The sequence below is a fragment of the Bradyrhizobium sp. LMTR 3 genome (assembly GCF_001693485.1).
In the GTDB taxonomy this organism is placed as follows: domain Bacteria; phylum Pseudomonadota; class Alphaproteobacteria; order Rhizobiales; family Xanthobacteraceae; genus Bradyrhizobium.
This window is the reverse complement of record NZ_MAXC01000046.1, coordinates 365,604-387,757: the sequence shown is the minus strand read 5'-3', so window position 1 is coordinate 387,757 and position 22,154 is coordinate 365,604. Positions and strand designations below refer to the sequence as shown.

Sequence of the window (22,154 nt, the reverse complement as noted above, 5' to 3'; positions counted from 1 at the left end):
GCTATTCGCTTAATTACTTCTTCTTGCCGGCGATCGACTTGGCCGGGCCCTTGCGCGTGCGCGCATTGGTGTGGGTGCGTTGACCGCGTACCGGAAGGCCGCGGCGATGACGCAGGCCGCGATAGCAGCCGAGGTCCATCAGGCGCTTGATGTTGATGCCGGTCTCGCGCCGAAGGTCGCCTTCGACGAGATAGTCGCGGTCGATGACTTCGCGGATCTGCAGGACTTCCTGGTCGCTCAACTGGCTGACGCGACGATCAGCCGGGATCTTGACCTTCTCCATGATCTCGGACGCGTTCTTCTGGCCGATGCCATGGATGTACTGGAGCGCGATCAGAACGCGCTTGTTGGTCGGGATATTCACGCCGGCAATACGGGCCACGGACTTCTCTCCTGTCGCCGATCCCTCATGGATCGGGCTGTGTTCTTGCTAACTCGGGCAGGTGTCCGCAAACGCGAACACGACGCCCTCCCCTCATCTCTTTCGGGGCCCGGCATCGTCAAAAAACTATCCGACTTGGATGCGGGGCTTATTAAAGGATTCAACTCGGTTTCGTCAACCGCCTCTATCGCTTAGCTCGCTTTTTCGTGACCTTTTTGGCCGCTTTCCGGACGGTTTTTTGGGCGCTTGCGCCCCCTCGGCCTCTGGCCGCCGAAACGGCCTTCCGAGCAGCCTTCTTGTTACCAGCCGTTTTGGTTCCCCTGGAGGCCGGTTTGGCGGCCTTACGCGCCGTTTTGACGGCCTTCTTGGCGGTTTTGGCAGCCTTTTTGCCTGCAGGCTTGGCGGTCTTCCGTGCCTTGGCCTTCCGGGCCGGCGCCACCTTGGGTTCCAGCGCGCCGACAGCGGAGAGGATCCGGTTAACCTCCCGGGTTACCTGCTCGATGGTCATCATCCCGTCGACGGTCGCGAGCTTCCGCCGCTCGGAATAGTAGTGAATCAGCGGCTCGGTCTGCGACCGGTAGGCAGCGAGCCGTTTGGTCAGCACTTCCGGCGTGTCGTCAACACGCACCTCCTCGCCGCGCGCCAGCATCTCGGCGACGCGGGTTTCGACGCGCTGCAGCAGCGCGCTCTCATTGACGCGCAGTTCGACCACCGCGTCGAGCCTGAGATGCTTTTTCTTTAGGAGATCATCCAGCGCCTCCGCCTGCGGCACCGTGCGCGGGAACCCATCGAGGACGAAGCCCTTGGCCGCGTCCGGTTGATCGATCCTGTCAGAAATGATTCCGACTACGACGTCATCAGGCACAAGCTGACCGTTTGCCATGAGGTCCTTGGCCTTCAACCCGACCGGCGTCTCGGCGGCCACAGCCGCGCGCAGCATCTCGCCGGTCGAGAGCTGCACAATCCCATAGCGCTGCACCAGCCGCTGTGCCTGGGTACCCTTCCCCGACCCCGGCGGTCCCAAAAGGATCAATCTCATGACTACTCGCCCCCCGGCTTGGTGAGCGAAACCGCACACCTTGTATTGAATTTCAGAGCGGTCCGCTGGTTAGCGGCGACGGCCCCTCAGCTTGGATTTCCGGATCAGCCCCTCATACTGATGGGCCAACAGATAACCCTGCACCTGCGCCACCGTATCCATGGTCACGCTGACGACGATCAGAAGCGAGGTTCCGCCGAAATAAAACGGCACCGAGGCATAGGAAATCAGGATTTCGGGAATCAGACACACGATCGCCAGATAGATCGCGCCCAGCACCGTGATGCGCGACAGCACGTAATCGATATATTCGGCGGTGCGCTCGCCCGGGCGGATACCGGGAATGAAGCCGCCGTGCTTCTTCAGATTGTCGGCGGTCTCGGTCGGGTTGAACACGATCGCGGTGTAGAAGAAGGCGAAGAACACGATCAGCGCCAGATAGAGGAACAGGAACAGCGGACGGCCGTGGCTGAGCTGGGTGTTGAGCCACTGGAACCACTCCGGCCCCCTGCCGGCGTTGAAGTTCGCAACCGTCGCCGGCAGCAAGAGCAGCGACGAGGCGAAGATCGGCGGAATGACGCCCGAGGTGTTGAGCTTGAGCGGCAGATGCGAGGACTGCCCCTCGAACATCTTGTTGCCGACCTGGCGCTTCGGATACTGGATCAGAAGCCTGCGCTGCGCGCGCTCCATGAACACGATGAAGGCGATCACGGCGACCGCCATCACGATCACGATCAGGATCAAGCCGGTCGAGAGCGCGCCCTGGCGTCCCAATTCGAGCATGTTGGCGAGCGCCGAGGGCAACTCGGCAACGATGCCGGCCAGAATGATCAGCGAAATGCCGTTACCGATGCCGCGCGAGGTGATCTGCTCGCCGAGCCACATCAGGAACATGGTGCCGCCGGTCAGCGTGATCGTGGTGGAAATCAGGAAGAACATCCCGGGCTCGCTGACCACGTTGCCGGCGCCCTGAAGTCCGATCGCGATGCCGTAGGCCTGGAACGTGGCGAGGATCACCGTGAGGTAGCGGGTATACTGGTTCAGGGTCTTGCGGCCCGCCTCGCCTTCCTTCTTCAAGGCTTCGAGCTTGGGCGATACCGTCGTCAGAAGCTGGATGATGATCGATGCCGAGATGTACGGCATGATGTTCAGCGCGAAGATCGCCATGCGGTTGATGCCGCCGCCGGCGAACATGTTGAACATGCCGAGAATGCCGCCGGCCTGCGACTTGAACACCTGCTCCCAGGCCGCGGGATCGATGCCGGGCAGCGGGATATAGGTGCCGAGCCGATAAACAAGCAGCGCACCCAGCGTAAACCAGATGCGCTTCTTCAGTTCGTCGGCTTTGGCCAAAGCGCCGAAATTGAGGTTTGCCGCAAGTTGTTCTGCTGCTGAGACCATGTTCAGGCTTTCTCCCGCCGCCTCCCAGGCCGACGCCCCTTCGCGGGCAATCGGTAGACGCCGGACATTATTTGGTGCGCGGCTTCGATAAGTCCACTGGTCCATGCCCGCGATCAGGCGGGCATGACGCAGATGTTACGCCGCCTCGCCTTCCTTCTTGGCCGGGGCCAGGATCTTCACCGTGCCGCCGGCCTTCTCGACCGCCGCAACCGCGGATTTCGAGGCGCCGTGCACCTCGATCGCAAGCTTGGCCTTAAGTTCGCCACGGCCGAGCAGCCGCAGGCCGTCCTTGGCACGGCGGATCACGCCAGCCTTCACCAGCGACTCGACGGTCACGGTTTCCTTGGTGTCGACCAGCTTGGCGTCGATCGCCTCCTGCAGCCGGTCGAGATTGATCTCGGCAAAGTCGAGCCGGAAGATGTTGTTGAAGCCGCGCTTCGGCAGGCGCCGATGCAGCGGCATCTGGCCGCCCTCGAAGCCCTTGATGCGCACGCCCGAGCGCGCGGTCTGGCCCTTGCCGCCGCGGCCCGAAGTCTTGCCCTTGCCGGAACCGATGCCACGGCCGACGCGCATGCGCTTTTTGCGCGAGCCGGCGTTGTCGGCGATATCGCTGAGCTTCATCGCCCTGTCTCCTTACTTACTTCTCGCCGACGATGCGGACGAGATGTTGAACCTTGCTGATCATGCCGCGAACTTCAGGGGTGTCCTGCAGCTCGGCAACCCGGCCGATCTTGTTGAGCTTGAGGCCGATCAGCGTCGAACGCTGCGAGTGGTGGCGGCGGATCGCGCTGCCGGTCTGCTCGACCTTGATCGTCTTTGCGGCCTTGGCCATCGTCTTAACTCCAAAGAGCGCTTGAAATTCGCGCCGGTTATTCAGCCACCACTTCGGCGTCGCCGCCGACGCGGCGCGATTGCAGCGTGGACACCTTGATGTTGCGGCGTGCCGCAACCGAACGCGGCGAATCCTGATGCTTCAGCGCGTCGAAGGTCGCGCGAACCATGTTGTAGGGATTCGACGAGCCGATCGACTTCGCCACCACGTCCTGGATGCCGAGCGTCTCGAACACCGCGCGCATCGGGCCGCCGGCGATGATGCCGGTACCGGCCGGAGCGGCGCGCAGGTAGACGCGGCCGGCGCCGTGACGGCCGGCGATGTCGTGATGCAGCGTGCGGCCTTCGCGCAGCGCCACCCGCGTCAGGTTGCGCTTGGCCGACTCGGTCGCCTTGCGGATCGCCTCGGGCACTTCGCGCGCCTTGCCGTGGCCGAAACCGACCCGGCCCTTCTGGTCGCCGATGACGACCAGCGCCGCAAAGCCGAAGCGCTTGCCGCCCTTGACGACCTTCGCCACGCGATTGATGTGGACGAGCTTGTCGACGAACTCGCTGTCGCGCTCCTCGCGATCCCTGCTCCGTTCGCGTCCGCCGCGTTCGCGTTCACCTGCCATGGTGTTTTCCAATCTTTAGGGGAAGAAAGCCCCTGTCCTCGTAATTATCCAAAACCGTTTCGTTAGAAGCTCAGTCCGCTTTCGCGGGCGGCGTCCGCGAGCGCCTTGACGCGCCCGTGGTAGAGATAGCTGCCGCGATCGAACACCACTTCCTTGACGCCGTTCTTCACGGCGCGTTCCGCCAGCAGCTTGCCGACGGCCTTGGCCGCATCGATGTTGGCGCCGGTGTTGCCGGCCTCGCGCATGGTCTTTTCCAGCGACGAGGCGGAAGCCAGCGTCTCGCCCTTCAGGTCGTCGATGACCTGGGCGTAGATGTGCTTCGACGACCGGAACACCGACAGACGCGGGCGTCCATTGGCGGACCGGCGCAGCGAGTTGCGCACGCGCTGTTTGCGCCGGGCATTCGTGACCTTGAGTGACATGACCGGCTCCGTTACTTCTTCTTGCCTTCCTTGCGGAAGATGAATTCGTTGGCGTACTTCACGCCCTTGCCCTTGTAGGGCTCCGGCGGACGGTAGGCGCGGATCTCGGCGGCGACCTGCCCGACGCGCTGGGAATCGGTGCCCGAAATCGTGATCTCGGTCGGCTTCGGCACCGCGATGGTGATGCCTTCCGGGATCGCATAGACCACGTCGTGGCTGTAGCCGAGCGCGAGCTGCAGGTTCTTGCCCTGCATCGCGGCGCGATAGCCGACGCCGGTGATCTCGAGCTTCTTCTCAAAACCCTTGGTGACACCCTCGACCAGGTTCGCCACCTGCGCGCGCGCGGTGCCATACATGGCCTGCGCGCGGTTGGTCTTGAATTTCGGCGCGACCTTGACCTCGCCCTTGTCGAACTTCACCTCGACGTCGTCATGCACGACGAACTGAAGCTGGCCCTTCGGCCCCTTCACCTTGACGGTCTGTCCCTCGACGGTCGCCGTCACACCGGACGGGATCGCCACAGGCCGCTTGCCAACACGTGACATGGCTAAAAATCCTTCCTCAGAACACCGTGAAGAGAACTTCGCCGCCCACATTCGCGTCTCGCGCGGCGTGGTCGGCCATGATTCCCTTCGGCGTCGACAACACCGAAATGCCGAGACCGTTGTTCACGCGCGGCAGGTTCTTCACCGAAGCGTAGACCCGGCGGCCCGGCTTCGAGACCCGCTCGATCTCGCGAATGACGGGCTCGCCGTCGAAATACTTCAACTCGATCTCGAGTTCGCTGCGGCCCGAAGCATGCTCCACGCTGGCATAGCCGCGGATGTAGCCCTCGGCCTTCAGCACTTCGAGCACGCTGGCGCGCATCTTCGAGCCCGGGGTCGAGACCTTGGACTTCGAACGCATCTGCGCGTTGCGGATGCGGGTGATGAGATCGGAGATCGGATCGTGCGTTGACATCGTGACGACCCTCCTTACCAGCTCGACTTCACGAGCCCGGGAACCAGGCCCTTGGAGCCGAGTTCACGCAGCGCGATGCGGGAAAGCTTGTTCTTGCGGTAGTTCGAGCGCGGGCGGCCGGTCAGCTCGCAGCGGTTGCGAATCCGCGTGGTCGACGAGTTGCGCGGCATCTGGGCGAGCTTCAGCGTCGCCGCAAACCGCTCTTCCATCGGCTTGGTCTTGTCGGCGATGATCGCCTTCAGCTTCGCACGCTGCGGGGCGGCGTTCTTGGCCATCCGCTTGCGCCGGTTGTTCTTCTCGATCGAACTCTTCTTTGCCATGCTTGGCTCCTGGGTTTCCGCGTTTGAGAGGCTTAGCTGCGTCTCACTGCCGGAACGGGAAATTGAATGCGGTCAACAAGGCGCGCGCCTCGTCGTCGGTCTTCGCCGTGGTGCAGACCGTGATGTCCATGCCGCGGGCTTCCGAAACCTTGTCGAAATCGATTTCGGGGAAAATGATGTGCTCCTTGAGGCCGAGCGAGTAGTTGCCGCGGCCGTCGAAGCTCTTCGGGTTGAGGCCACGGAAGTCGCGCACGCGCGGCAACGCCACGTTCACCAGGCGATCGATGAACTCGTACATCCGCGCCTTGCGCAGCGTGACCTTGCAGCCGATCGGCTGGTTCTCGCGCAGCTTGAAGGTCGCGATCGCTATCCGCGAATAGGTCACGATCGCCTTCTGGCCGGCGATCTGCGTCAGTTCGCCAGCCGCGGTCTCGGCCTTTTTGCGGTCGTTGACGGCATCGCCGACGCCCATGTTGAGCACGACCTTGTCCAGCCGCGGCACCTGCATGACGTTGGCATAGCCGAACTGTTCGGTCAGCTTGCCGCGAATGCTCTTGTCATACTCCGCGCGCAGGCGCGGCACGTAAGCGGTATCAGCCATCGATCTCTGCTCCCGAGCTCTTGGCAATGCGTACCTTCTTGCCATCAGCCTGAATCTTGAAGCCCACGCGGGTCGGCTTTCCGTCCTTGCCGACATAGGCGAGGTTGGACAGGTGGATCGGCGACTCCTTGGAGATGATGCCGCCTTCCTGGTTCTGGGTCTGCTTCTGGTGACGCTTCACCAGGTTGACGCCGCGCACCAGCGCCTTGTTCTCGGCGGGGCGGACCTCGAATACTTCGCCGGTGCGACCCTTGTCACGACCGGTCATCACCATGACCTTGTCACCTTTCCGGATCTTGGCAGCCATCACAGCACCTCCGGCGCAAGCGAAATGATTTTCATGTGGTTCTTGGCGCGAAGCTCACGCGGCACCGGCCCGAAGATACGGGTGCCGACCGGCTCCGACTGGTTGTTGATCAAGACGGCGGCGTTGCGGTCGAAGCGGATGACCGAACCGTCGGCGCGGCGGATGTCCTTGCGGACCCGCACCACGACGGCCTTCATCACGTCGCCCTTCTTCACCTTGCCGCGCGGAATCGCTTCCTTGATCGACACGACGATAACGTCGCCCACGGTGGCATAGCGGCGCTTGGAGCCCCCCAGCACCTTGATGCACATGACACGGCGTGCGCCTGAATTGTCGGCCACGTCGAGGTTGGTCTGCATCTGAATCATTGATGCACCTCGTCCTCTTTCTGATGCGCTCGAATTAGCGCCTAAAATTTTCCTGATTACTCATCCGGCCAGGCCGAACGAATCTCAGGCGGTTTTCTTCTGTTCGCCCCGGACCACGGTCCAGCGCTTCAACTTCGAGATCGGCTTGCTCTCCTCGATCCACACCATGTCGCCCGGCTTGAACTCGCCGTTCTCGTCATGCGCGTGGTAGTTCTTGGAGCGGCGGATCGTCTTCTTGTAGATCGGATGGGTGAAGCGGCGATCGACGCGCACCACCACCGTCTTGGCTTGCTTGTCGCTCACGACCACGCCCTGAAGGGTACGTTTCGGCATAATACGGCCTCTTACTTCTTCTTCGCGCGAACCTGCGCGGCGATGGTCTTGATGCGGGCGATATCGCGGCGGGCTTCGCGCAGCCGCGAGGTGTTTTCCAACTGCCCGGTGGCGCGCTGGAAACGCAGGTTGAAGCGTTCCTTCTTCAGATTGAGGACGGCATCCTCCCTCTGGTCGTCGCTCATCGCGCGGATGTCTTCAACTTTCATCGGGGCCATGACGGTTACTCCGCAATGCGCGCGACGAAGCGCGTCTTGATCGGCAGCTTGGCGGCGGCGAGCGTGAGCGCTTCCTTCGCGGTCTGCACGTTGACGCCGTCGATCTCGAAAATCACCCGGCCGGGCTTGACCCGCGCCACCCACAATTCCGGCGTACCCTTGCCGGAGCCCATGCGGACTTCGGCGGGCTTCTTCGACACCGGCACGTCCGGGAACACGCGGATCCAGACGCGGCCGGCGCGCTTCATGTGGCGGGTCAGCGCGCGGCGCGCGGCTTCGATCTGGCGGGCAGTGACGCGCTCGGGCGCCATCGCCTTCAGGCCGAACTGGCCGAACGACAACGTCGCACCCGAAGTCGCAACGCCGTGGATACGGCCCTTATGCGCCTTCCGGAACTTCGTTTTCTTTGGTTGCATCATGGCTTTGAGCCCTCAAACCTTCCTAATGTCTCACGCTGCGGCGGTGTCGCGGCGCGGACGCGCGGTATCGCCTTCGGCCATCTTCTTGTCCTGGGCCATCGGATCGTGCTCGAGGATTTCGCCCTTGAAGATCCAGACCTTGACACCGCAGGTGCCGAACGTCGTGAACGCCGTCGCCACGCCGTAATCGACGTCGGCGCGCAGCGTGTGCAGCGGCACGCGGCCCTCACGATACCACTCCATGCGCGCGATTTCGGCGCCGCCGAGACGGCCCGAGCAGTTGATGCGGATGCCTTCGGCGCCAAGACGCATCGCCGATTGCACCGCCCGCTTCATGGCGCGGCGGAAAGCGACACGGCGCTCGAGCTGCTGCGCAATCGATTCGGCAACCAGGGTGGCGTCGAGTTCGGGCTTGCGGATTTCGACGATGTTGATCACGACATCGGAAGCCGTGATGTCGGCAACCCGCTTGCGCAGCTTGTCGATGTCGGCGCCCTTCTTGCCGATCACGACGCCCGGACGCGCCGAGTGGATCGTCACGCGGCACTTCTTGTGCGGACGCTCGATCACGATGCGGGCGACGGCCGCCTGCTTGAGCTCCTTGTGCAGGATCTCGCGGATCTTGACGTCTTCATGCAAGAGCTTGCCGTATTCGTTCTTGCCGGCGAACCAACGCGAATCCCACGTGCGGTTGATGCCGAGACGCAGTCCGATTGGATTGATCTTTTGACCCATCGTTTTCTCCTGCGCCGCTTTAAGCGCTTGCCTCGGCCTCGACCTGACGAACCACGATGGTCAGGTGCGAGAACGGTTTATAGATACGGCCCGAACGGCCACGGCCGCGGGGCGAAAAACGCTTCATGACGATGCCGTTGCCGACATGGGCCTCGGCGACGACGAGATCGTCGACCTCGAGGTCATGGTTGTTCTCGGCGTTCGCGATCGCCGATTCCAGGCACTTCTTGACGTCGACCGCGATCCGCTTGCGCGAGAACTGCAGGTCGGCGAGCGCAGCAGACGCCTTCCGGCCGCGGATCAACTGCGCGACAAGATTGAGCTTCTGCGGGCTGACGCGCAGCATCCGGGCGACTGCCTTGGCCTCGTTGTCCGCGAGGCTACGTTCGCGCTTTGGTTTGCTCATCGTCTATTCCTCAAGCCTTCTTGGCTTTCTTGTCGCCAGAGTGGCCATGGAAGGTACGGGTCGGCGAGAACTCGCCGAACTTGTGACCCACCATTTCCTCGTTGACCGAGACCGGCACGTGCTTCTGGCCGTTGTAGACGCCGAACACCAGGCCGACGAACTGCGGCAGGATGGTCGAGCGGCGGCTCCAGATCTTGATGACGTCGTGACGGCCGGACGCGCGCGCAGCATCTGCCTTCTTGAGCAGAGAGGCTTCGACGAACGGGCCTTTCCAGACTGAACGAACCATGTCCGGCGTTCCTTACTTCTTCCGCTTGTGGCGGCTTAGGAGGATGAATCGATTGGTCGACTTATTCGAACGGGTCTTCTTGCCCTTGGTCGGCTTGCCCCACGGCGTGACCGGGTGGCGGCCGCCCGAGGTGCGGCCTTCGCCGCCGCCGTGCGGATGGTCGATCGGGTTCATGACGACGCCGCGGTTATGCGGACGCCAGCCCAGCCAACGGGTACGGCCGGCCTTGCCGATCGAAATGTTCATGTGATCGGGGTTCGACACCGCACCGATGGTGCCGCGGCAACGGCCGTGCACCAGGCGCTGCTCGCCCGAGTTCAGGCGCAGAATGACGTATTCCTGGTCGCGGCCGACGATCTGGGCGTAGGTACCGGCGGAACGGGCGATCTGGCCGCCCTTCCCGATCTTCATCTCGATGTTGTGGACGATCGTGCCGACCGGCATGTTGCCGAGCGGCATGACGTTGCCGGGCTTCACGTCGACATAATTGCCGGCAACCACCGTGTCGCCCACGGCCAGCCGCTGCGGCGCCAGGATGTAGGCCTGCTCGCCGTCCTGATACTTGATCAGCGCGATGAACGCGGTGCGGTTCGGATCATATTCCAGCCGCTCCACGACGGCGGGAACGTCGACCTTGTTCCGCTTGAAGTCCACCAGGCGGTAGGCCTTCTTGTGGCCGCCGCCGCGGAAGCGCACGGTGATGCGGCCGGTGTTGTTGCGGCCGCCGTTGCCGAGCTTGCCCTCGGTCAGCGCCTTCACCGGCTTGCCCTTGTAGAGCGCCGAACGGTCGACCATCACCAGTTGGCGCTGGCCCGGCGTCGTCGGATTGTATGTTTTCAATGCCATCGCTGTGTCGCCTTATAGTCCGGTGGTGACGTCGATGCGGTGGCCCTCTTCGAGGGTCACGACAGCCCGCTTGACGTCCGACTGCGAACCGAAATTGCCGCGGAACACCTTGGTCTTGCCCTTGCGGACCAGTGTATTCACGCTCTTCACCTTGACGTCGAACAGCTTCTCGACGGCTTCCTTGATTTGCGGCTTGGTCGCCTTGCTGGCGACCTTGAACACGACCTTGTTGTGCTCGGATGCAACCGTCGCCTTTTCGGTGACGACGGGGGCTACGATCACGTCGTAATGGCGCGGATCGATGTTCTTCATTTGAAGCGCGCCTCCAGCGCATCGACTGCCGCCTTCGTCAGCACGAGCTTCTGACGGCGCAGAATGTCGTAGACGTTGATGCCCTGGATCGGCAGCACGTCGATGTTCGGAATGTTGCGGGCCGCGGTCGCGAAACCGTTGTTGAGCTCGGCACCGTCGATGATCAGCGCGTTGGTGAGCCCAAGGCCGTTGAAATGGCCGACAAGCGCCTTGGTCTTGGCTTCCTTGACCTGCGCGCTGTCGATCACGACCAGGCCGCCGTCCTTGGCTTTCGCCGACAGCGCATGCTTGAGCGCCAGTGCGCGCACCTTCTTCGGCAGGTCGGTCGCGTGGGAGCGAACCACCGGACCGAACGCACGGCCACCGCCGCGGAACTGCGGCACGCGGGCCGAGCCGTGACGGGCGCCGCCGGTGCCCTTCTGCTTGTACATTTTCTTGCCGGTGCGCCAGATTTCGGCGCGGCCCTTCGCCTTGTGCGTGCCGGCCTGGCGCTTGTTGAGCTGCCATTGCACGCAACGCTGGATGATGTCGGCGCGCGGCTCGAGACCGAAGATCGCGTCCGAGAGCTGGACCGATCCGGCTTCCTTACCTTCAAGCGTCGTGACTTTCAGTTCCATCTCACGCGCCCTCCTGCTCGGCCGGCGCAGCAGCAGCCTGCTCACCGCCAGCAACCCTAAACTTGCCGGGCTTCGGAGCTTCCTTCGGCAACGGCTTCTTCACGGCGTCGCGCACCGAGATCCAGCCGCCCTTGGAGCCGGGAACGGCACCCTCGACCAGGATCAGACCGCGCTCGACGTCGGTCTGCACCACACGCAAATTGAGCGTGGTGATGCGATCGACACCCATGTGACCGGGCATCTTCTTGTTCTTGAAGGTCTTGCCGGGATCCTGACGTCCGCCGGTCGAACCGATCGAACGGTGCGAAACCGACACACCGTGGGTGGCGCGCAGGCCGCCGAAATTCCAGCGCTTCATGCCGCCGGCAAAACCCTTACCAACCGAGGTGCCGGTGACGTCGACGAACTGGCCGACCACAAAATGGTCCGCCTGGATCTCGGCGCCAACGGGAATCAGCGCATCTTCCGAGACGCGAAATTCGGCGACTTTCCGCTTGGGCTCGACCTTGGCCGCGGCAAATTGGCCGCGCTCCGCCTTCGGCAGATACACGGTCTTGCGGGTGCCCGCACCGAGCTGCAGCGCGACGTAACCGTTCTTTTCGGTCGTGCGGTGGCCCAGCACCTGGCAATTGCCCAGCTTCAGCACGGTCACAGGGATATGTTCGCCGGCCTCCGTAAAGACCCGCGTCATCCCGACCTTTTGTGCGATCACTCCGGAGCGCATCGGCGTGCTTCCTGTTCTTTCTGTCCGCTAAATTCGGACGAGCTAAAAAATCTTAGAGCTTGATCTCGACGTCGACACCGGCGGCCAGATCGAGCTTCATCAAAGCGTCGACGGTCTGCGGGGTCGGGTCGACAATGTCGAGAAGGCGCTTGTGGGTGCGCATCTCGAATTGCTCGCGGCTCTTCTTGTCGACGTGCGGCGAACGGTTGACGGTGAACTTCTCGATGCGGGTGGGCAGCGGAATGGGTCCGCGAACCTGGGCACCGGTACGTTTCGCCGTGTTCACGATCTCGCGGGTCGACGTATCGAGGATTCGATGGTCGAACGCCTTGAGACGGATGCGAATATTTTGGCCGTTCATTGCCGTTTGTCTTTCTTTGTCGCGTAGGGCGAGTGGTGAGCAGCGAGTAGCGAATGGAGCTGGTCCACTCGCTACTCGCCATTCCCTATTCGCTTATTCGATGATGGCGGCGACGACGCCGGCGCCGACGGTGCGGCCGCCCTCGCGGATCGCGAAGCGCAGCTTTTCTTCCATTGCGATCGGCACGATCAGGTGCACTTCCATCGCGATGTTGTCGCCCGGCATCACCATCTCGGTGCCTTCGGGCAGGTGCACGACGCCGGTCACGTCGGTGGTGCGGAAGTAGAACTGGGGCCGGTAGTTGGTGAAGAACGGGGTGTGACGACCGCCCTCTTCCTTGGTCAGGATGTAGGCCTCAGCCTTGAACTTGGTGTGCGGCTTGACCGAACCCGGCTTCGCCAGCACCTGGCCACGCTCGACTTCCTCGCGCTTGGTGCCGCGGAGCAGCGCGCCGATGTTGTCGCCGGCCTGGCCCTGATCGAGCAGCTTGCGGAACATTTCGACGCCCGTGACGATGGTCTTCTGGGTGTCGCGGAGGCCTACGATTTCGATTTCCTCGCCGACCTTGATGATGCCGCGCTCGACACGGCCGGTGACGACGGTGCCGCGGCCCGAGATCGAGAACACGTCTTCCACCGGCATCAGGAACGGCTGGTCGACCGGACGCTCCGGCTGCGGAATGTATTCGTCGACATTGCGCATCAGCTCGAGGATGGCGTCGTGGCCGAGCTTCTTGTCCTTGTCTTCGAGGGCGGCGAGCGCCGAGCCCTTGATGATCGGGATCTTGTCGCCCGGGAATTCATACTTCGAGAGCAGTTCGCGAACTTCGAGCTCGACGAGCTCGAGCAGCTCCGGATCGTCGACCATGTCGCACTTGTTCAGGAACACGACGAGCGCGGGGACGCCGACCTGACGGGCGAGCAGGATGTGCTCGCGGGTCTGCGGCATCGGGCCGTCGGCGGCCGACACGACCAGGATCGCACCGTCCATCTGGGCGGCGCCGGTGATCATGTTCTTCACATAGTCGGCGTGGCCGGGGCAGTCGACGTGGGCATAGTGGCGGTTCGTCGTCTCATACTCGACGTGAGCGGTCGAGATGGTGATGCCGCGCGCCTTCTCTTCCGGCGCCTTGTCGATCTGGTCGTACGCCGTGAACGTCGCACCGCCGGTTTCAGCCAGCACCTTGGTGATCGCTGCGGTCAGCGATGTCTTGCCATGGTCAACGTGACCGATGGTTCCGATGTTGCAGTGCGGTTTAGTACGTTCAAACTTTGCTTTGGCCATTTGACTCTCCGTTCAGTCGTTAGCTTGCAACCAACGACAATCAGGCAAACTTCTTCTGGACTTCTGCCGACACGTTCGCCGGCGCTTCAGCGTAGTGATCGAATTGCATCGTGAAGGTCGCGCGTCCCTGGCTCATCGAGCGCAGGTTATTCACGTACCCGAACATGTTCATGAGCGGCACCATCGCGTTGATGACGTTGGCGTTGCCCCGCATGTCCTGGCCCTGGATCTGGCCGCGCCGGGAATTCAGGTCGCCGATGACCGAACCGGTATAGTCTTCCGGGGTCACCACCTCGACCTTCATGATCGGCTCGAGCAGAACAGACTTGCCCTTCTGCAGCGCTTCGCGGAATGCCGCGCGCGATGCGATTTCGAAGGCCAGCGCCGACGAGTCGACGTCGTGGTACTTGCCGTCGACGAGCTGGACCTTGACGTCGACCACCGGGAAGCCGGCGACCACGCCCGAGCCCATCACGCTGTTGAGGCCCTTTTCGACGCCGGGGATGTATTCCTTCGGCACCGCACCGCCGACGATCTTGGACTCGAACTCGTAGCCTTTGCCGGGCTCGTTCGGCTCCACGATGAGCGACACTTCGGCGAACTGACCGGTACCGCCGGTCTGCTTCTTGTGCGTGTACTTGACTTCAGCGCGCTTGGTGACCCGCTCGCGGAACGCCACCTGCGGCGCGCCGATGTTGGCATCGACCTTGTAGGTGCGCTTCAGGATGTCGACCTTGATGTCGAGATGGAGTTCGCCCATGCCCTTCAAGATGGTCTGGCCGGACTCCTGGTCGGTCGACACGCGGAACGACGGATCTTCGGCAGCGAGCTTCGCCAACGCGACGCCGAGCTTTTCCTGGTCGGCCTTCGACTTCGGCTCGATCGCGATTTCGATCACCGGCTCCGGGAATTCCATCTTTTCCAGAATCACCGGCTTGTCGGAGTCGCACAGCGTATCACCGGTGCGCGCTTCCTTCAGGCCCGCCAGTGCGACGATGTCGCCGGCATAGGCTTCCTTGATGTCTTCGCGGTTGTTCGCATGCATCAACAGCATGCGGCCGATACGCTCTTTCTTCTCGCGGGTCGAATTGATGACCCCGGTGCCCGACTGCAGGATGCCCGAATAGATGCGGCAGAAGGTGATGGTACCGACGAACGGGTCGTCCATGATCTTGAACGCGAGCAGAGCCAGCGGCTCCTTGTCGTCGGCCTTGCGCACCACTTCGTTGCCGTCATCGTCGGTACCCTTGATCGCGGGCACGTCGATCGGCGACGGCAGGTAGTCGACGACGGCGTCGAGCAGCGGCTGCACGCCCTTGTTCTTGAACGCCGAGCCGCACAGCACCGGATAGAACGCGCCGGTCAGCACGGCCTTGCGGATCAGCTTCTTCAGCGTCGCCTCGTCCGGCTCCTTGCCGTCGAGGTAAGCGGCCATGGCGTCGTCGTCGAGCTCGACGGCGGCTTCCACCATCTTCTCGCGGTATTCCTTGGCCTGGTCGACGAGGTCGGCCGGGATGTCGACATAGTCGAACTTGGCGCCGAGCGATTCATCGTTCCAGATGATGCCCTGCATCTTCACGAGATCGACGAGGCCCTTGAAGTTGTTCTCGGCGCCGATCGGGAGCTGGATCGCGATCGGCTTGGCGCCGAGGCGGTCGACGATGTCGGCCAGACACTTGAAGAAGTCGGCGCCGGTCTTGTCCATCTTGTTGGCGAAGACGATGCGCGGAACCTTGTACTTGTCGCCCTGGCGCCAGACGGTTTCGGTCTGCGGTTCGACGCCCTGGTTGGAATCGAGCACGCATACCGCGCCGTCGAGCACGCGCAGCGAACGCTCGACTTCAATGGTGAAGTCGACGTGGCCGGGCGTGTCGATGATGTTCAGGCGCTTGCCGTTCCAGAACGCGGTGGTCGCAGCCGAGGTGATCGTGATGCCACGCTCCTGCTCCTGCTCCATCCAGTCCATCGTCGCGGCACCTTCGTGCACTTCGCCGATCTTGTGGCTCTTGCCGGTGTAGTAGAGGATGCGCTCGGTGGTCGTGGTCTTGCCGGCGTCGATATGCGCCATGATACCGAAGTTACGGTAGTCCTCGATGGCATGTTGGCGGGGCATGGGCTGTTCCTTAAATCCGTTCTTCGCCGTTACCAGCGATAATGCGAGAAGGCGCGGTTGGCTTCCGCCATCCGGTGCACGTCTTCACGCTTCTTGACGGCGTTTCCCCGGTTGTTCGACGCGTCGAGCAACTCGGCCGAGAGCCGCTCCGTCATCGTCTTTTCGTTGCGCTCGCGCGCGGCCGTGATCAGCCAGCGAATGCCCAGCGCCTGGCGGCGGACCGAACGCACTTCGACCGGCACCTGATAGGTGGCGCCACCGACGCGGCGCGACCGCACTTCAATGGTCGGCATGACGTTTTCCAGCGCCTGCTCGAACACCGTGAGCGGCCCCTGCTTGGTCTTGGCCTCGATCATGGCGAGCGCGCCATAGACGATGTTTTCGGCGGCGGACTTCTTGCCGTCGTACATGATCGAGTTCATGAACTTCGTAATGATGATGTTCCCGAACTTCGGATCCGGGTTGACTTCACGCTTTTCGGCAGAATGGCGACGAGACATCGTGTCTGTTCCCGCTTATTTCGGACGCTTCGCGCCGTACTTCGAACGGCGCTGCTTACGGTTCTTGACGCCCTGGGTATCGAGGACGCCGCGGAGGATGTGGTAGCGCACGCCGGGCAAGTCCTTGACGCGGCCGCCGCGGATCATGACCACCGAGTGCTCCTGAAGGTTATGGCCCTCACCCGGGATGTAGCCGATCACTTCGAAGCCGTTGGTCAGGCGCACCTTGGCGACCTTACGAAGCGCCGAGTTCGGCTTCTTCGGGGTCGTGGTGTAGACGCGCGTACAGACGCCGCGCTTCTGCGGCGACTGCTGCAGCGCCGGCACCTTCTTGCGCGACTTCTGCACCATACGCGGATTAGCGATCAGCTGGTTGATCGTCGGCATGTCAGCCTTCACCCTTTAGTTCACGCGAAAACCTGGAATGGCTTTCGTAAATTCTTCTCGGAACTAGCCGTTCCGTTCGGCCCGCCTCACGCGAAAAAAACATTCGCGCAAAACGAAATCGCGCCAACCACCCATCGCTGAGCGGAAAGCGCTTCGACGCCACAGAGGATCGCGAATTAAGGCCGATCAGCGTTCGCTGTCCGGCCCGCTACCGAGATCATGCACCCGAGTTCACTCTCAAGAGGACGTGCTCAAGAGAACTAAAATCGTCCTGGCATTGCCTAGCTATATGATCGACAGCGTTTGAGCGGCATTCGTCGAGGTTGGTGCCCGTCCAATACCTTTAGGAATTGCCCATAAGGATTTGAAAGGGTGATCCGTTCCGACGCTGGCGTAGCTCACCGCCTGTCGTTAAGTGGGCGTCTTCTATAAGCGGTGGATAGCTAAGTCAAGCAAAACGAGAACGCTGGAAACGCCTATGGCGTCTGTGGATTCGGCGTTTGTCACGAAATCGGAAAAGCCGAAATGGCGATGCCTGCCCTCTTCGGCGTGGATCGAGTCGCATATTTTTATCCGGGTAAATATAGTCAGAAACACAATTTTCTGGTTCCAGTTTTTCCCGGCCAAGCCCTTATTGCATTTCCGGGTGCAAAACTTGCGCAACAGGGCCGGAATTCTTCGTGAAACACACCGATATTGCGATCATCGGCGGCGGCCTCGCCGGTTCGACCGCGGCCGCCATGCTCGGGCGCGCGGGGCATCAGGTCCATCCCATTCGACTTCCGCATCCGGAAAAATCAGCGGCAACGAGCAGCTCGGCCGCTTCTACCCGACCAGAATCGCCGATTCGGTGCGGCACTCGGCCACCACGGCGAAAAACTAGATCACGCGATTCGCCTACCCGGCGCATGCGTCAGCCCGCGGTCAACCCGCCCTGCTCACTCCTCGTCGTCGTCCTCATCGTCGTCGTCTTCGTCGTCGACGTCGGCCTGAGCGGCGGCGTTATACGGCGTGTGGCCCTGGTCGTCCCAGAGCTTGCGATAGACGCCGTTGGCCGCGAGCAACTGCGCATGCGAGCCGCGCTCGATCGCCTTGCCGCCTGAAATCACGATGATCTCGTCCATCTCGACCACCGACGTCAGGCGGTGGGTCGACCAGATCATGGTGCGCCCTTCCGCCACCTTCATCAGCGTGCGGTTGATCGCGGCTTCCGTGGTCTGGTCGAGCGCCGAGGTCGCTTCATCGAGCAGCAGCAGCGAGGGATTGCGGATGATGGCGCGCGCGATCGCGATGCGCTGGCGCTGGCCGCCGGATAGCGTGTCGCCGCGCTCGCCGACCGGCGTGTCGTATTTCTGCGGCAGGCTCATGATGTAGCGGTGAATCTCGGCCTTGCGCGCGGCTTCCTCGACCTCCTTGTCGGTGGCGCCTTCCTTGCCGAGCCGGATGTTCTCGCGGATCGACATGTTGAACAGCATGTTCTCCTGGAACACGACGGCCATGCCTCCGCGCAGCGACTCGCGGGTCACGCGGCGGATATCGACGCCGTCGATCGCCACCCGCCCCTCGTCCGCCGTGTAAAGACGCAGGATCAGGTTGAGCAGCGTGCTCTTGCCCGAGCCGCTCGGCCCCACGATCGCGATGCGCTTGCCGACATTGAGCTTGAGGCTGAAATTGTCGAGCACCGGCGTCTCGCTGCCTTCGTAGGCAAAGGTGACGCGGTCGAAGGTGATGTCGTTGGTGATCGGCGGCAAATCCGGCGCGCCCGGCCGGTCGGCTCCCCGTGTCGGCTCATCCAGCAGTTCCTGGATGTGCCGCACGGCCGCCGCCGACTGGATCGACACCGGGATGAAATGCATCAAATGGGCGATGTTGTAGGACACCTCCCAGAACGCGCTCTCGAAGGTGACGAAGGTACCGATGGTGATCTGGCCCTTGGTGGCGAGATAGGCGCCGATCGCCAGCACCACGAGATGCAGCAGCAGCACCGAAATGGTGACGGTGCGCTCCACCATGGTCGACAGGAACACGGCGGACGCCGTCTTGATGCGCACATCCTGGTTGCGCATGGTGAACCAGCCGAGCGTGCGTCGCTGCAGGCTGAACGCCTTGATCACGGCCTGCGCAGCCACGTTTTCCTGCACCGTGCCGAGCAGTGCCGCTTCATTGAGCTTCTGCTCGTAATTCGCCTGCACCGCCTTCGGCGTCAGGATTCGCGGCCCGATCAGCGTGATCGGGAATACCAGGAGGGCGACCGCCGCGAGTTGCCAGTTCAAAAACAGCATCAGGATGATGCCGGCGACCAGTTCCAGGAACGGCAAAGCGGCGCTGTTGGCGAACGTCTTGACCGAGCCCTCAAAGGCTGCGAGGTCGATCGAGAAGCGCGAGAGGATTTCGCCGCGCTTGGTACGGGCAAAATACGACGCCGGCAGGTTCTGGACGTGCTCGAACAGCCGCGTCCGCACATCGGCAATGACGCACGCTGCCAGCCGCGCATCCCAGCGCTCGTACCAGACCGCGATGATCGAGGTGATGATACCGGCGACCGCGAGCACGCCGAGGATCTTGTAGAGCGCCTGAAAATCCTCTTCACCCAGCGCATCGTCGATCAGGAATTTCAGGCTCAACGGCATGATGACGTTGAACAGTGTCTCGACGAGAACGCCGAACGTCACGAAGACGAGCAGCTTCCTGTAATTGCCCAGATACGGCTTGACGAAGCCGTAGATGGTCGCCATCGCGCCGGCGGCTTCCTTGGCGGTGAAAACGACGAGGTCCTCGTCATCATCATCGTCGTCGAGCTCGATCTCGTCCTCTTCGTCGTCCTTGTCAGCGTCGGGGGGGATGGCCGCCTTGCCGCCGACAACGGGTGCAGCGGCAGCCCCGGCCGCGAGCTTCTTCGCAAGCTCGGGATCGTCCGGCGGCGCGGGATTCTGATCATCCGAGGACGGAGGCTTGGGCGCCATGAAACCAACCGATGCTGCACGGCCGGCATGACCGCAAATCGAACGCGGCAGCGGCGGGCGCTACCGCAAGGATTCTATGCGATAGGGATCAATTCGGCAAACATTGGCGTGACCGGCTCTGCTTCAGCGGAGCGGTCACACTCAATACAACCAGTCGGTGCTCAATCGTCCGATTCGACCTTGTCAAAAAACGAATAGCGCAGGCTGTCGGCGTCGGCATACCACTGCCCCGGCCCCTTGTTGGCAGCCAGCGTCGCTGCCCATACCGCATCGGTGCAGTCGCGCCGGTGCATCGAGAGGTCGAATCCGTTGCCGAAGAATAATTCAGACCATTCCCACCAGGTGCCGAGCTTCTTCACCCCGCGCAACAGATCGTAACGGTCGATCAGTGCAGGGGCCATGTCCGAAGTCACCGACCCGAACACCAGGCCGGTCTTCACGACGCGGTTCAGTTCGCGCACCGCCCGCGGGACCTGCTTTTCGGCGACATGACACAGACTGGTCTCGAACACGAAATCGAACTCGTCGTCCTTGAACGGCATGTCGACGACCGAGCCGAGCTTGTTGAACTTCTTCAGCGCCTTCGGCGTCTTGGCGTGGATCGCCCGGTTGTTCTCGATACCCCAGGCATCGATGCCGCGCTCGCGCAGCGCGCCGACCAACTCGCCGCTGGCGGAGCCGGCGACCAGGAGCTTGTAACCCTTGGCCCTGCTCCAGACGATCTTGATCAGTTCCGTCAGATAGTCCGGATCGGTAAACTGGCCCCAGACTTCGCTGTAGGGGCCAAGCCCACGGTAATTCTCGAAATAGCTGCGGTCGATCTTGTCGGGCGACACCTCGCCCTGTTGCGCACGCGCGCGGCGCAACCGCATCATCTCGGTCAGAATGATATCGGTGGCGGCGTCGGAGGAATCGAGCAGCCCGTTCAGCGTCGAATCGAAAAGATAATCGCCGACCACCACGATTCCCGGATGCTGTTTCGGCTCCGGGCGATGGTTGGTCATGACGTCGCGCACCGGCAGGCCGCCGGGCAGCGCGTTTACCGACGATAGCCAGCGGTGAATCTTGCCTTCCAGGAAATGATCGCGGGCGTTGCCGAACGAAGCCGGCAGCGACTTGATGGCGGCATCGATCAGTTCCTGGTCGCTGAGATTGGCAAATGCCAGCGCGTCCGAGCCGGCGATCAGCCAGTTCAGCACGCCATGCCTGCCGACGTCGTGGCGAGCACCCTCGTTGTAGACGCAGCAGCCGCCGAACGCTTCCGACATGAACCAGGCGCCCGGGATCTTCTCGCCCCAGAACGGTTCGTCGAACAGGATCGAGACCCGCAAGTAATGCGCCGGACGGTCGAAATACGCGACGTGCTTGACCATCGACTTGCGCAATTCCTCGCCGTCCCAGCCCATGGTGGCGAGCCATGAATGCGGCAAACACATCAGGACCAGATCGAAATCCCGTGTCTCGGGCCCCTTCCCGTTCATCATGTTGAGCTGATAGCGGCCGGCAGCGGTTTTTCCGACCTTCAGCACGCGGTGATTGAGTTCGATGTCGGCGTCGACTTCCGAGCGCAGGCATTCGATCAACTGCTCATTGCCATTCTGGATCGAGTACAGGCCGATATAGCCGTCGATATCCATCACGAAGTTCTTCAGCGCATTCAGACCGTTGGTGTTGTGGGCCTCGGTTGCGATATCCGAGCGCGCCATCACCTTGAAGAAGCGTTTGGCCGTGGGATCGTCGACTTCCTTGTCGAGCACCTCCTCGCAGGTCATGTAGGCCCAGGGATGCTCGTTGTCGTGGGCGCCGACGCCCTCGTAATATTCGATCGGCGACACCAAGTCGGTGCAGCGCTTGCGGAACGCCTCGATCGCAGCCGCGGTCTTCTCGCCATACTTGCGGCGCATGCCGGGCACGTCGTTGAGCAGCACGCCGTCGAGGTGCACCTGCTCGGCGTCCATCGGTATGGTCTGCAATCCGAAATGCTGGATCAGTTCCCGTAAGGGATCCGGGCCGGTCATCGAATAATCGTAGATTTCGGCGACGCCCGCCTCATACATCGCCGGCGCGGAATCGAATTTGCGCGAGACGATCTTGCCGCCGACGCGGTCGGACGCCTCGTAAATCGTGACACGGCAGAGATCGCCAAGCTTTTTCTTCAAGTACCAGGCGCTCATCAAGCCACCTGGGCCGCCGCCTACAATTGCAAGATCCAACATGTCAGTTCCGTCGCCCTCCGGCTCCCCTGCCATAGGAAATCAGCCGGTCTAAACCGCAAGCAAAAGCTCTTTTCACCCTGAAGGGAAGATGAACAAAGCAGGTCCTCGCAACGCAGCAATGAAAGAAAGCAGCAAGAAGGCCGGCTTGCGCCGACCTTTTGTCTTCGCACCGTATTCTTGCGGGCG

The 22,154-nt window shown here is 62.3% G+C and carries 31 protein-coding genes; 1 reads left to right on the top strand and 30 read right to left on the bottom strand.

What is annotated here, in order from left to right:
• Window positions 1-13: 13 nt before the first annotated feature.
• The 28 genes from rpsM to rpsL form a co-directional block, all read right to left on the bottom strand.
• Window positions 14-382, bottom strand: coding sequence for a 30S ribosomal protein S13 (gene rpsM, locus LMTR3_RS28000; RefSeq protein WP_028349038.1), 369 nt, complete (start codon window positions 380-382; stop codon window positions 14-16).
• A 184-nt stretch (window positions 383-566) separates the two neighbouring features.
• Complete coding sequence (locus LMTR3_RS27995) at window positions 567-1,421, bottom strand: adenylate kinase (protein ID WP_065748167.1); 855 nt, start codon at window positions 1,419-1,421, stop codon at window positions 567-569.
• Window positions 1,422-1,490: 69 nt separating this feature from the next.
• On the bottom strand, window positions 1,491-2,822 hold the full coding sequence (gene secY, locus LMTR3_RS27990; protein WP_065748166.1) for a preprotein translocase subunit SecY: 1,332 nt from the start codon (window positions 2,820-2,822) through the stop codon (window positions 1,491-1,493).
• A gap of 135 nt (window positions 2,823-2,957) precedes the next feature.
• Window positions 2,958-3,443, bottom strand: coding sequence for a 50S ribosomal protein L15 (rplO, locus tag LMTR3_RS27985; RefSeq protein WP_028349041.1), 486 nt, complete (start codon window positions 3,441-3,443; stop codon window positions 2,958-2,960).
• A 16-nt stretch (window positions 3,444-3,459) separates the two neighbouring features.
• Window positions 3,460-3,654 (bottom strand): 50S ribosomal protein L30, encoded by a 195-nt coding sequence (gene rpmD / locus LMTR3_RS27980; RefSeq protein ID WP_028349042.1) that lies wholly within the window; start codon window positions 3,652-3,654, stop codon window positions 3,460-3,462.
• 37 nt (window positions 3,655-3,691) lie between these two features.
• Window positions 3,692-4,267, bottom strand: a complete 576-nt coding sequence (rpsE, locus tag LMTR3_RS27975; RefSeq protein WP_028349043.1) for a 30S ribosomal protein S5 — start codon at window positions 4,265-4,267, stop codon at window positions 3,692-3,694.
• Window positions 4,268-4,329: 62 nt separating this feature from the next.
• Window positions 4,330-4,689, bottom strand: coding sequence for a 50S ribosomal protein L18 (rplR, locus tag LMTR3_RS27970; RefSeq protein WP_065728824.1), 360 nt, complete (start codon window positions 4,687-4,689; stop codon window positions 4,330-4,332).
• An 11-nt stretch (window positions 4,690-4,700) separates the two neighbouring features.
• A complete protein-coding gene (rplF, locus tag LMTR3_RS27965) occupies window positions 4,701-5,234 on the bottom strand; it encodes a 50S ribosomal protein L6 (RefSeq protein ID WP_065748165.1) in 534 nt (177 codons plus the stop codon).
• Between the two features lie 16 nt (window positions 5,235-5,250).
• Window positions 5,251-5,649, bottom strand: a complete 399-nt coding sequence (rpsH, locus tag LMTR3_RS27960; protein WP_028349046.1) for a 30S ribosomal protein S8 — start codon at window positions 5,647-5,649, stop codon at window positions 5,251-5,253.
• Between the two features lie 14 nt (window positions 5,650-5,663).
• Complete coding sequence (gene rpsN / locus LMTR3_RS27955; protein ID WP_028349047.1) at window positions 5,664-5,969, bottom strand: 30S ribosomal protein S14; 306 nt, start codon at window positions 5,967-5,969, stop codon at window positions 5,664-5,666.
• Between the two features lie 43 nt (window positions 5,970-6,012).
• Window positions 6,013-6,570 (bottom strand): 50S ribosomal protein L5, encoded by a 558-nt coding sequence (gene rplE, locus LMTR3_RS27950; protein WP_057843585.1) that lies wholly within the window; start codon window positions 6,568-6,570, stop codon window positions 6,013-6,015.
• Complete coding sequence (gene rplX, locus LMTR3_RS27945) at window positions 6,563-6,877, bottom strand: 50S ribosomal protein L24 (RefSeq protein ID WP_065748164.1); 315 nt, start codon at window positions 6,875-6,877, stop codon at window positions 6,563-6,565. Before rplX ends, rplE begins: the two co-directional genes overlap by 8 nt.
• Window positions 6,877-7,245 (bottom strand): 50S ribosomal protein L14, encoded by a 369-nt coding sequence (rplN, locus tag LMTR3_RS27940; RefSeq protein WP_011473865.1) that lies wholly within the window; start codon window positions 7,243-7,245, stop codon window positions 6,877-6,879. The genes rplX and rplN overlap by 1 nt, the downstream gene beginning before the upstream one ends.
• Window positions 7,246-7,329: 84 nt before the next feature.
• Complete coding sequence (rpsQ, locus tag LMTR3_RS27935; RefSeq protein WP_028349050.1) at window positions 7,330-7,578, bottom strand: 30S ribosomal protein S17; 249 nt, start codon at window positions 7,576-7,578, stop codon at window positions 7,330-7,332.
• A gap of 11 nt (window positions 7,579-7,589) precedes the next feature.
• Window positions 7,590-7,796: a 50S ribosomal protein L29 gene (gene rpmC, locus LMTR3_RS27930; protein WP_028349051.1), complete on the bottom strand. Its 207-nt coding sequence runs from the start codon at window positions 7,794-7,796 to the stop codon at window positions 7,590-7,592.
• Window positions 7,797-7,801: 5 nt separating this feature from the next.
• On the bottom strand, window positions 7,802-8,215 hold the full coding sequence (rplP, locus tag LMTR3_RS27925) for a 50S ribosomal protein L16 (RefSeq protein ID WP_057843582.1): 414 nt from the start codon (window positions 8,213-8,215) through the stop codon (window positions 7,802-7,804).
• 30 nt (window positions 8,216-8,245) lie between these two features.
• Complete coding sequence (gene rpsC, locus LMTR3_RS27920) at window positions 8,246-8,950, bottom strand: 30S ribosomal protein S3 (protein ID WP_057843581.1); 705 nt, start codon at window positions 8,948-8,950, stop codon at window positions 8,246-8,248.
• Window positions 8,951-8,969: 19 nt separating this feature from the next.
• Window positions 8,970-9,356, bottom strand: coding sequence for a 50S ribosomal protein L22 (gene rplV, locus LMTR3_RS27915; protein ID WP_028349054.1), 387 nt, complete (start codon window positions 9,354-9,356; stop codon window positions 8,970-8,972).
• A 10-nt stretch (window positions 9,357-9,366) separates the two neighbouring features.
• Entirely contained in the window at window positions 9,367-9,645 is a 279-nt protein-coding gene (rpsS, locus tag LMTR3_RS27910) for a 30S ribosomal protein S19 (RefSeq protein WP_025588653.1), read from the bottom strand.
• Window positions 9,646-9,657: 12 nt separating this feature from the next.
• Window positions 9,658-10,491: a 50S ribosomal protein L2 gene (rplB, locus tag LMTR3_RS27905; RefSeq protein WP_028349055.1), complete on the bottom strand. Its 834-nt coding sequence runs from the start codon at window positions 10,489-10,491 to the stop codon at window positions 9,658-9,660.
• Between the two features lie 12 nt (window positions 10,492-10,503).
• Window positions 10,504-10,803 carry a 50S ribosomal protein L23 gene (locus LMTR3_RS27900; RefSeq protein WP_028349056.1) on the bottom strand — a complete coding sequence of 100 codons (300 nt, stop codon included), beginning with the start codon at window positions 10,801-10,803 and terminating at the stop codon, window positions 10,504-10,506.
• A complete protein-coding gene (gene rplD / locus LMTR3_RS27895; RefSeq protein WP_065748266.1) occupies window positions 10,800-11,420 on the bottom strand; it encodes a 50S ribosomal protein L4 in 621 nt (206 codons plus the stop codon). Before rplD ends, LMTR3_RS27900 begins: the two co-directional genes overlap by 4 nt.
• 1 nt (window position 11,421) lies before the next feature.
• Window positions 11,422-12,144 carry a 50S ribosomal protein L3 gene (rplC, locus tag LMTR3_RS27890; RefSeq protein ID WP_057843579.1) on the bottom strand — a complete coding sequence of 241 codons (723 nt, stop codon included), beginning with the start codon at window positions 12,142-12,144 and terminating at the stop codon, window positions 11,422-11,424.
• A 52-nt stretch (window positions 12,145-12,196) separates the two neighbouring features.
• Window positions 12,197-12,505, bottom strand: coding sequence for a 30S ribosomal protein S10 (gene rpsJ, locus LMTR3_RS27885; RefSeq protein WP_002712302.1), 309 nt, complete (start codon window positions 12,503-12,505; stop codon window positions 12,197-12,199).
• A 93-nt stretch (window positions 12,506-12,598) separates the two neighbouring features.
• Window positions 12,599-13,789, bottom strand: coding sequence for an elongation factor Tu (gene tuf, locus LMTR3_RS27880; protein ID WP_065748163.1), 1,191 nt, complete (start codon window positions 13,787-13,789; stop codon window positions 12,599-12,601).
• A gap of 40 nt (window positions 13,790-13,829) precedes the next feature.
• Window positions 13,830-15,902 carry an elongation factor G gene (gene fusA, locus LMTR3_RS27875; RefSeq protein ID WP_065748162.1) on the bottom strand — a complete coding sequence of 691 codons (2,073 nt, stop codon included), beginning with the start codon at window positions 15,900-15,902 and terminating at the stop codon, window positions 13,830-13,832.
• Between the two features lie 29 nt (window positions 15,903-15,931).
• Window positions 15,932-16,402 (bottom strand): 30S ribosomal protein S7, encoded by a 471-nt coding sequence (gene rpsG / locus LMTR3_RS27870; RefSeq protein ID WP_028349061.1) that lies wholly within the window; start codon window positions 16,400-16,402, stop codon window positions 15,932-15,934.
• A 15-nt stretch (window positions 16,403-16,417) separates the two neighbouring features.
• Window positions 16,418-16,789 (bottom strand): 30S ribosomal protein S12, encoded by a 372-nt coding sequence (gene rpsL, locus LMTR3_RS27865; protein WP_028349062.1) that lies wholly within the window; start codon window positions 16,787-16,789, stop codon window positions 16,418-16,420.
• A gap of 478 nt (window positions 16,790-17,267) precedes the next feature.
• Between rpsL and LMTR3_RS38690 the strand changes: the two genes are divergently transcribed.
• Window positions 17,268-17,672, top strand: a complete 405-nt coding sequence (locus LMTR3_RS38690; protein WP_176722004.1) for a hypothetical protein — start codon at window positions 17,268-17,270, stop codon at window positions 17,670-17,672.
• Window positions 17,673-17,727: 55 nt separating this feature from the next.
• Here the strand turns inward: LMTR3_RS38690 and LMTR3_RS27855 are convergent, their stop codons facing one another.
• Window positions 17,728-19,752, bottom strand: coding sequence for an ABC transporter ATP-binding protein (locus tag LMTR3_RS27855; protein ID WP_065748160.1), 2,025 nt, complete (start codon window positions 19,750-19,752; stop codon window positions 17,728-17,730).
• A gap of 161 nt (window positions 19,753-19,913) precedes the next feature.
• The gene (locus tag LMTR3_RS27850) at window positions 19,914-21,968 is read right to left on the bottom strand and encodes an FAD-dependent oxidoreductase (protein ID WP_065748265.1); all 2,055 of its coding nucleotides are present in this window, start codon (window positions 21,966-21,968) and stop codon (window positions 19,914-19,916) included.
• Window positions 21,969-22,154 lie beyond the last annotated feature (186 nt).

Coding starts and splice junctions, on each gene's coding strand:
- LMTR3_RS38690 (WP_176722004.1), top strand. CDS start 17,268: ATGGCGTCTGTGGATTCGGCGTTTGTCACGAAATCGGAAAAGCCGAAA.
- rplV (WP_028349054.1), bottom strand. CDS start 9,356: ATGAGCAAACCAAAGCGCGAACGTAGCCTCGCGGACAACGAGGCCAAG.
- LMTR3_RS27855 (WP_065748160.1), bottom strand. CDS start 19,752: ATGGCGCCCAAGCCTCCGTCCTCGGATGATCAGAATCCCGCGCCGCCG.
- rpsC (WP_057843581.1), bottom strand. CDS start 8,950: ATGGGTCAAAAGATCAATCCAATCGGACTGCGTCTCGGCATCAACCGC.
- rplX (WP_065748164.1), bottom strand. CDS start 6,877: ATGGCTGCCAAGATCCGGAAAGGTGACAAGGTCATGGTGATGACCGGT.
- tuf (WP_065748163.1), bottom strand. CDS start 13,789: ATGGCCAAAGCAAAGTTTGAACGTACTAAACCGCACTGCAACATCGGA.
- rplP (WP_057843582.1), bottom strand. CDS start 8,215: ATGATGCAACCAAAGAAAACGAAGTTCCGGAAGGCGCATAAGGGCCGT.
- rpsQ (WP_028349050.1), bottom strand. CDS start 7,578: ATGCCGAAACGTACCCTTCAGGGCGTGGTCGTGAGCGACAAGCAAGCC.
- rpsN (WP_028349047.1), bottom strand. CDS start 5,969: ATGGCAAAGAAGAGTTCGATCGAGAAGAACAACCGGCGCAAGCGGATG.
- rplF (WP_065748165.1), bottom strand. CDS start 5,234: ATGTCACGTGTTGGCAAGCGGCCTGTGGCGATCCCGTCCGGTGTGACG.
- rpsH (WP_028349046.1), bottom strand. CDS start 5,649: ATGTCAACGCACGATCCGATCTCCGATCTCATCACCCGCATCCGCAAC.
- fusA (WP_065748162.1), bottom strand. CDS start 15,902: ATGCCCCGCCAACATGCCATCGAGGACTACCGTAACTTCGGTATCATG.
- secY (WP_065748166.1), bottom strand. CDS start 2,822: ATGGTCTCAGCAGCAGAACAACTTGCGGCAAACCTCAATTTCGGCGCT.
- rpsE (WP_028349043.1), bottom strand. CDS start 4,267: ATGGCAGGTGAACGCGAACGCGGCGGACGCGAACGGAGCAGGGATCGC.
- rpmD (WP_028349042.1), bottom strand. CDS start 3,654: ATGGCCAAGGCCGCAAAGACGATCAAGGTCGAGCAGACCGGCAGCGCG.
- rpsG (WP_028349061.1), bottom strand. CDS start 16,402: ATGTCTCGTCGCCATTCTGCCGAAAAGCGTGAAGTCAACCCGGATCCG.
- rplO (WP_028349041.1), bottom strand. CDS start 3,443: ATGAAGCTCAGCGATATCGCCGACAACGCCGGCTCGCGCAAAAAGCGC.
- rplN (WP_011473865.1), bottom strand. CDS start 7,245: ATGATTCAGATGCAGACCAACCTCGACGTGGCCGACAATTCAGGCGCA.
- rpsL (WP_028349062.1), bottom strand. CDS start 16,789: ATGCCGACGATCAACCAGCTGATCGCTAATCCGCGTATGGTGCAGAAG.
- rplE (WP_057843585.1), bottom strand. CDS start 6,570: ATGGCTGATACCGCTTACGTGCCGCGCCTGCGCGCGGAGTATGACAAG.
- rplC (WP_057843579.1), bottom strand. CDS start 12,144: ATGCGCTCCGGAGTGATCGCACAAAAGGTCGGGATGACGCGGGTCTTT.
- rplD (WP_065748266.1), bottom strand. CDS start 11,420: ATGGAACTGAAAGTCACGACGCTTGAAGGTAAGGAAGCCGGATCGGTC.
- rpmC (WP_028349051.1), bottom strand. CDS start 7,796: ATGGCCCCGATGAAAGTTGAAGACATCCGCGCGATGAGCGACGACCAG.
- rplB (WP_028349055.1), bottom strand. CDS start 10,491: ATGGCATTGAAAACATACAATCCGACGACGCCGGGCCAGCGCCAACTG.
- rpsS (WP_025588653.1), bottom strand. CDS start 9,645: ATGGTTCGTTCAGTCTGGAAAGGCCCGTTCGTCGAAGCCTCTCTGCTC.
- rpsJ (WP_002712302.1), bottom strand. CDS start 12,505: ATGAACGGCCAAAATATTCGCATCCGTCTCAAGGCGTTCGACCATCGA.
- LMTR3_RS27850 (WP_065748265.1), bottom strand. CDS start 21,968: ATGTTGGATCTTGCAATTGTAGGCGGCGGCCCAGGTGGCTTGATGAGC.
- LMTR3_RS27900 (WP_028349056.1), bottom strand. CDS start 10,803: ATGAAGAACATCGATCCGCGCCATTACGACGTGATCGTAGCCCCCGTC.
- rplR (WP_065728824.1), bottom strand. CDS start 4,689: ATGTCACTCAAGGTCACGAATGCCCGGCGCAAACAGCGCGTGCGCAAC.
- LMTR3_RS27995 (WP_065748167.1), bottom strand. CDS start 1,421: ATGAGATTGATCCTTTTGGGACCGCCGGGGTCGGGGAAGGGTACCCAG.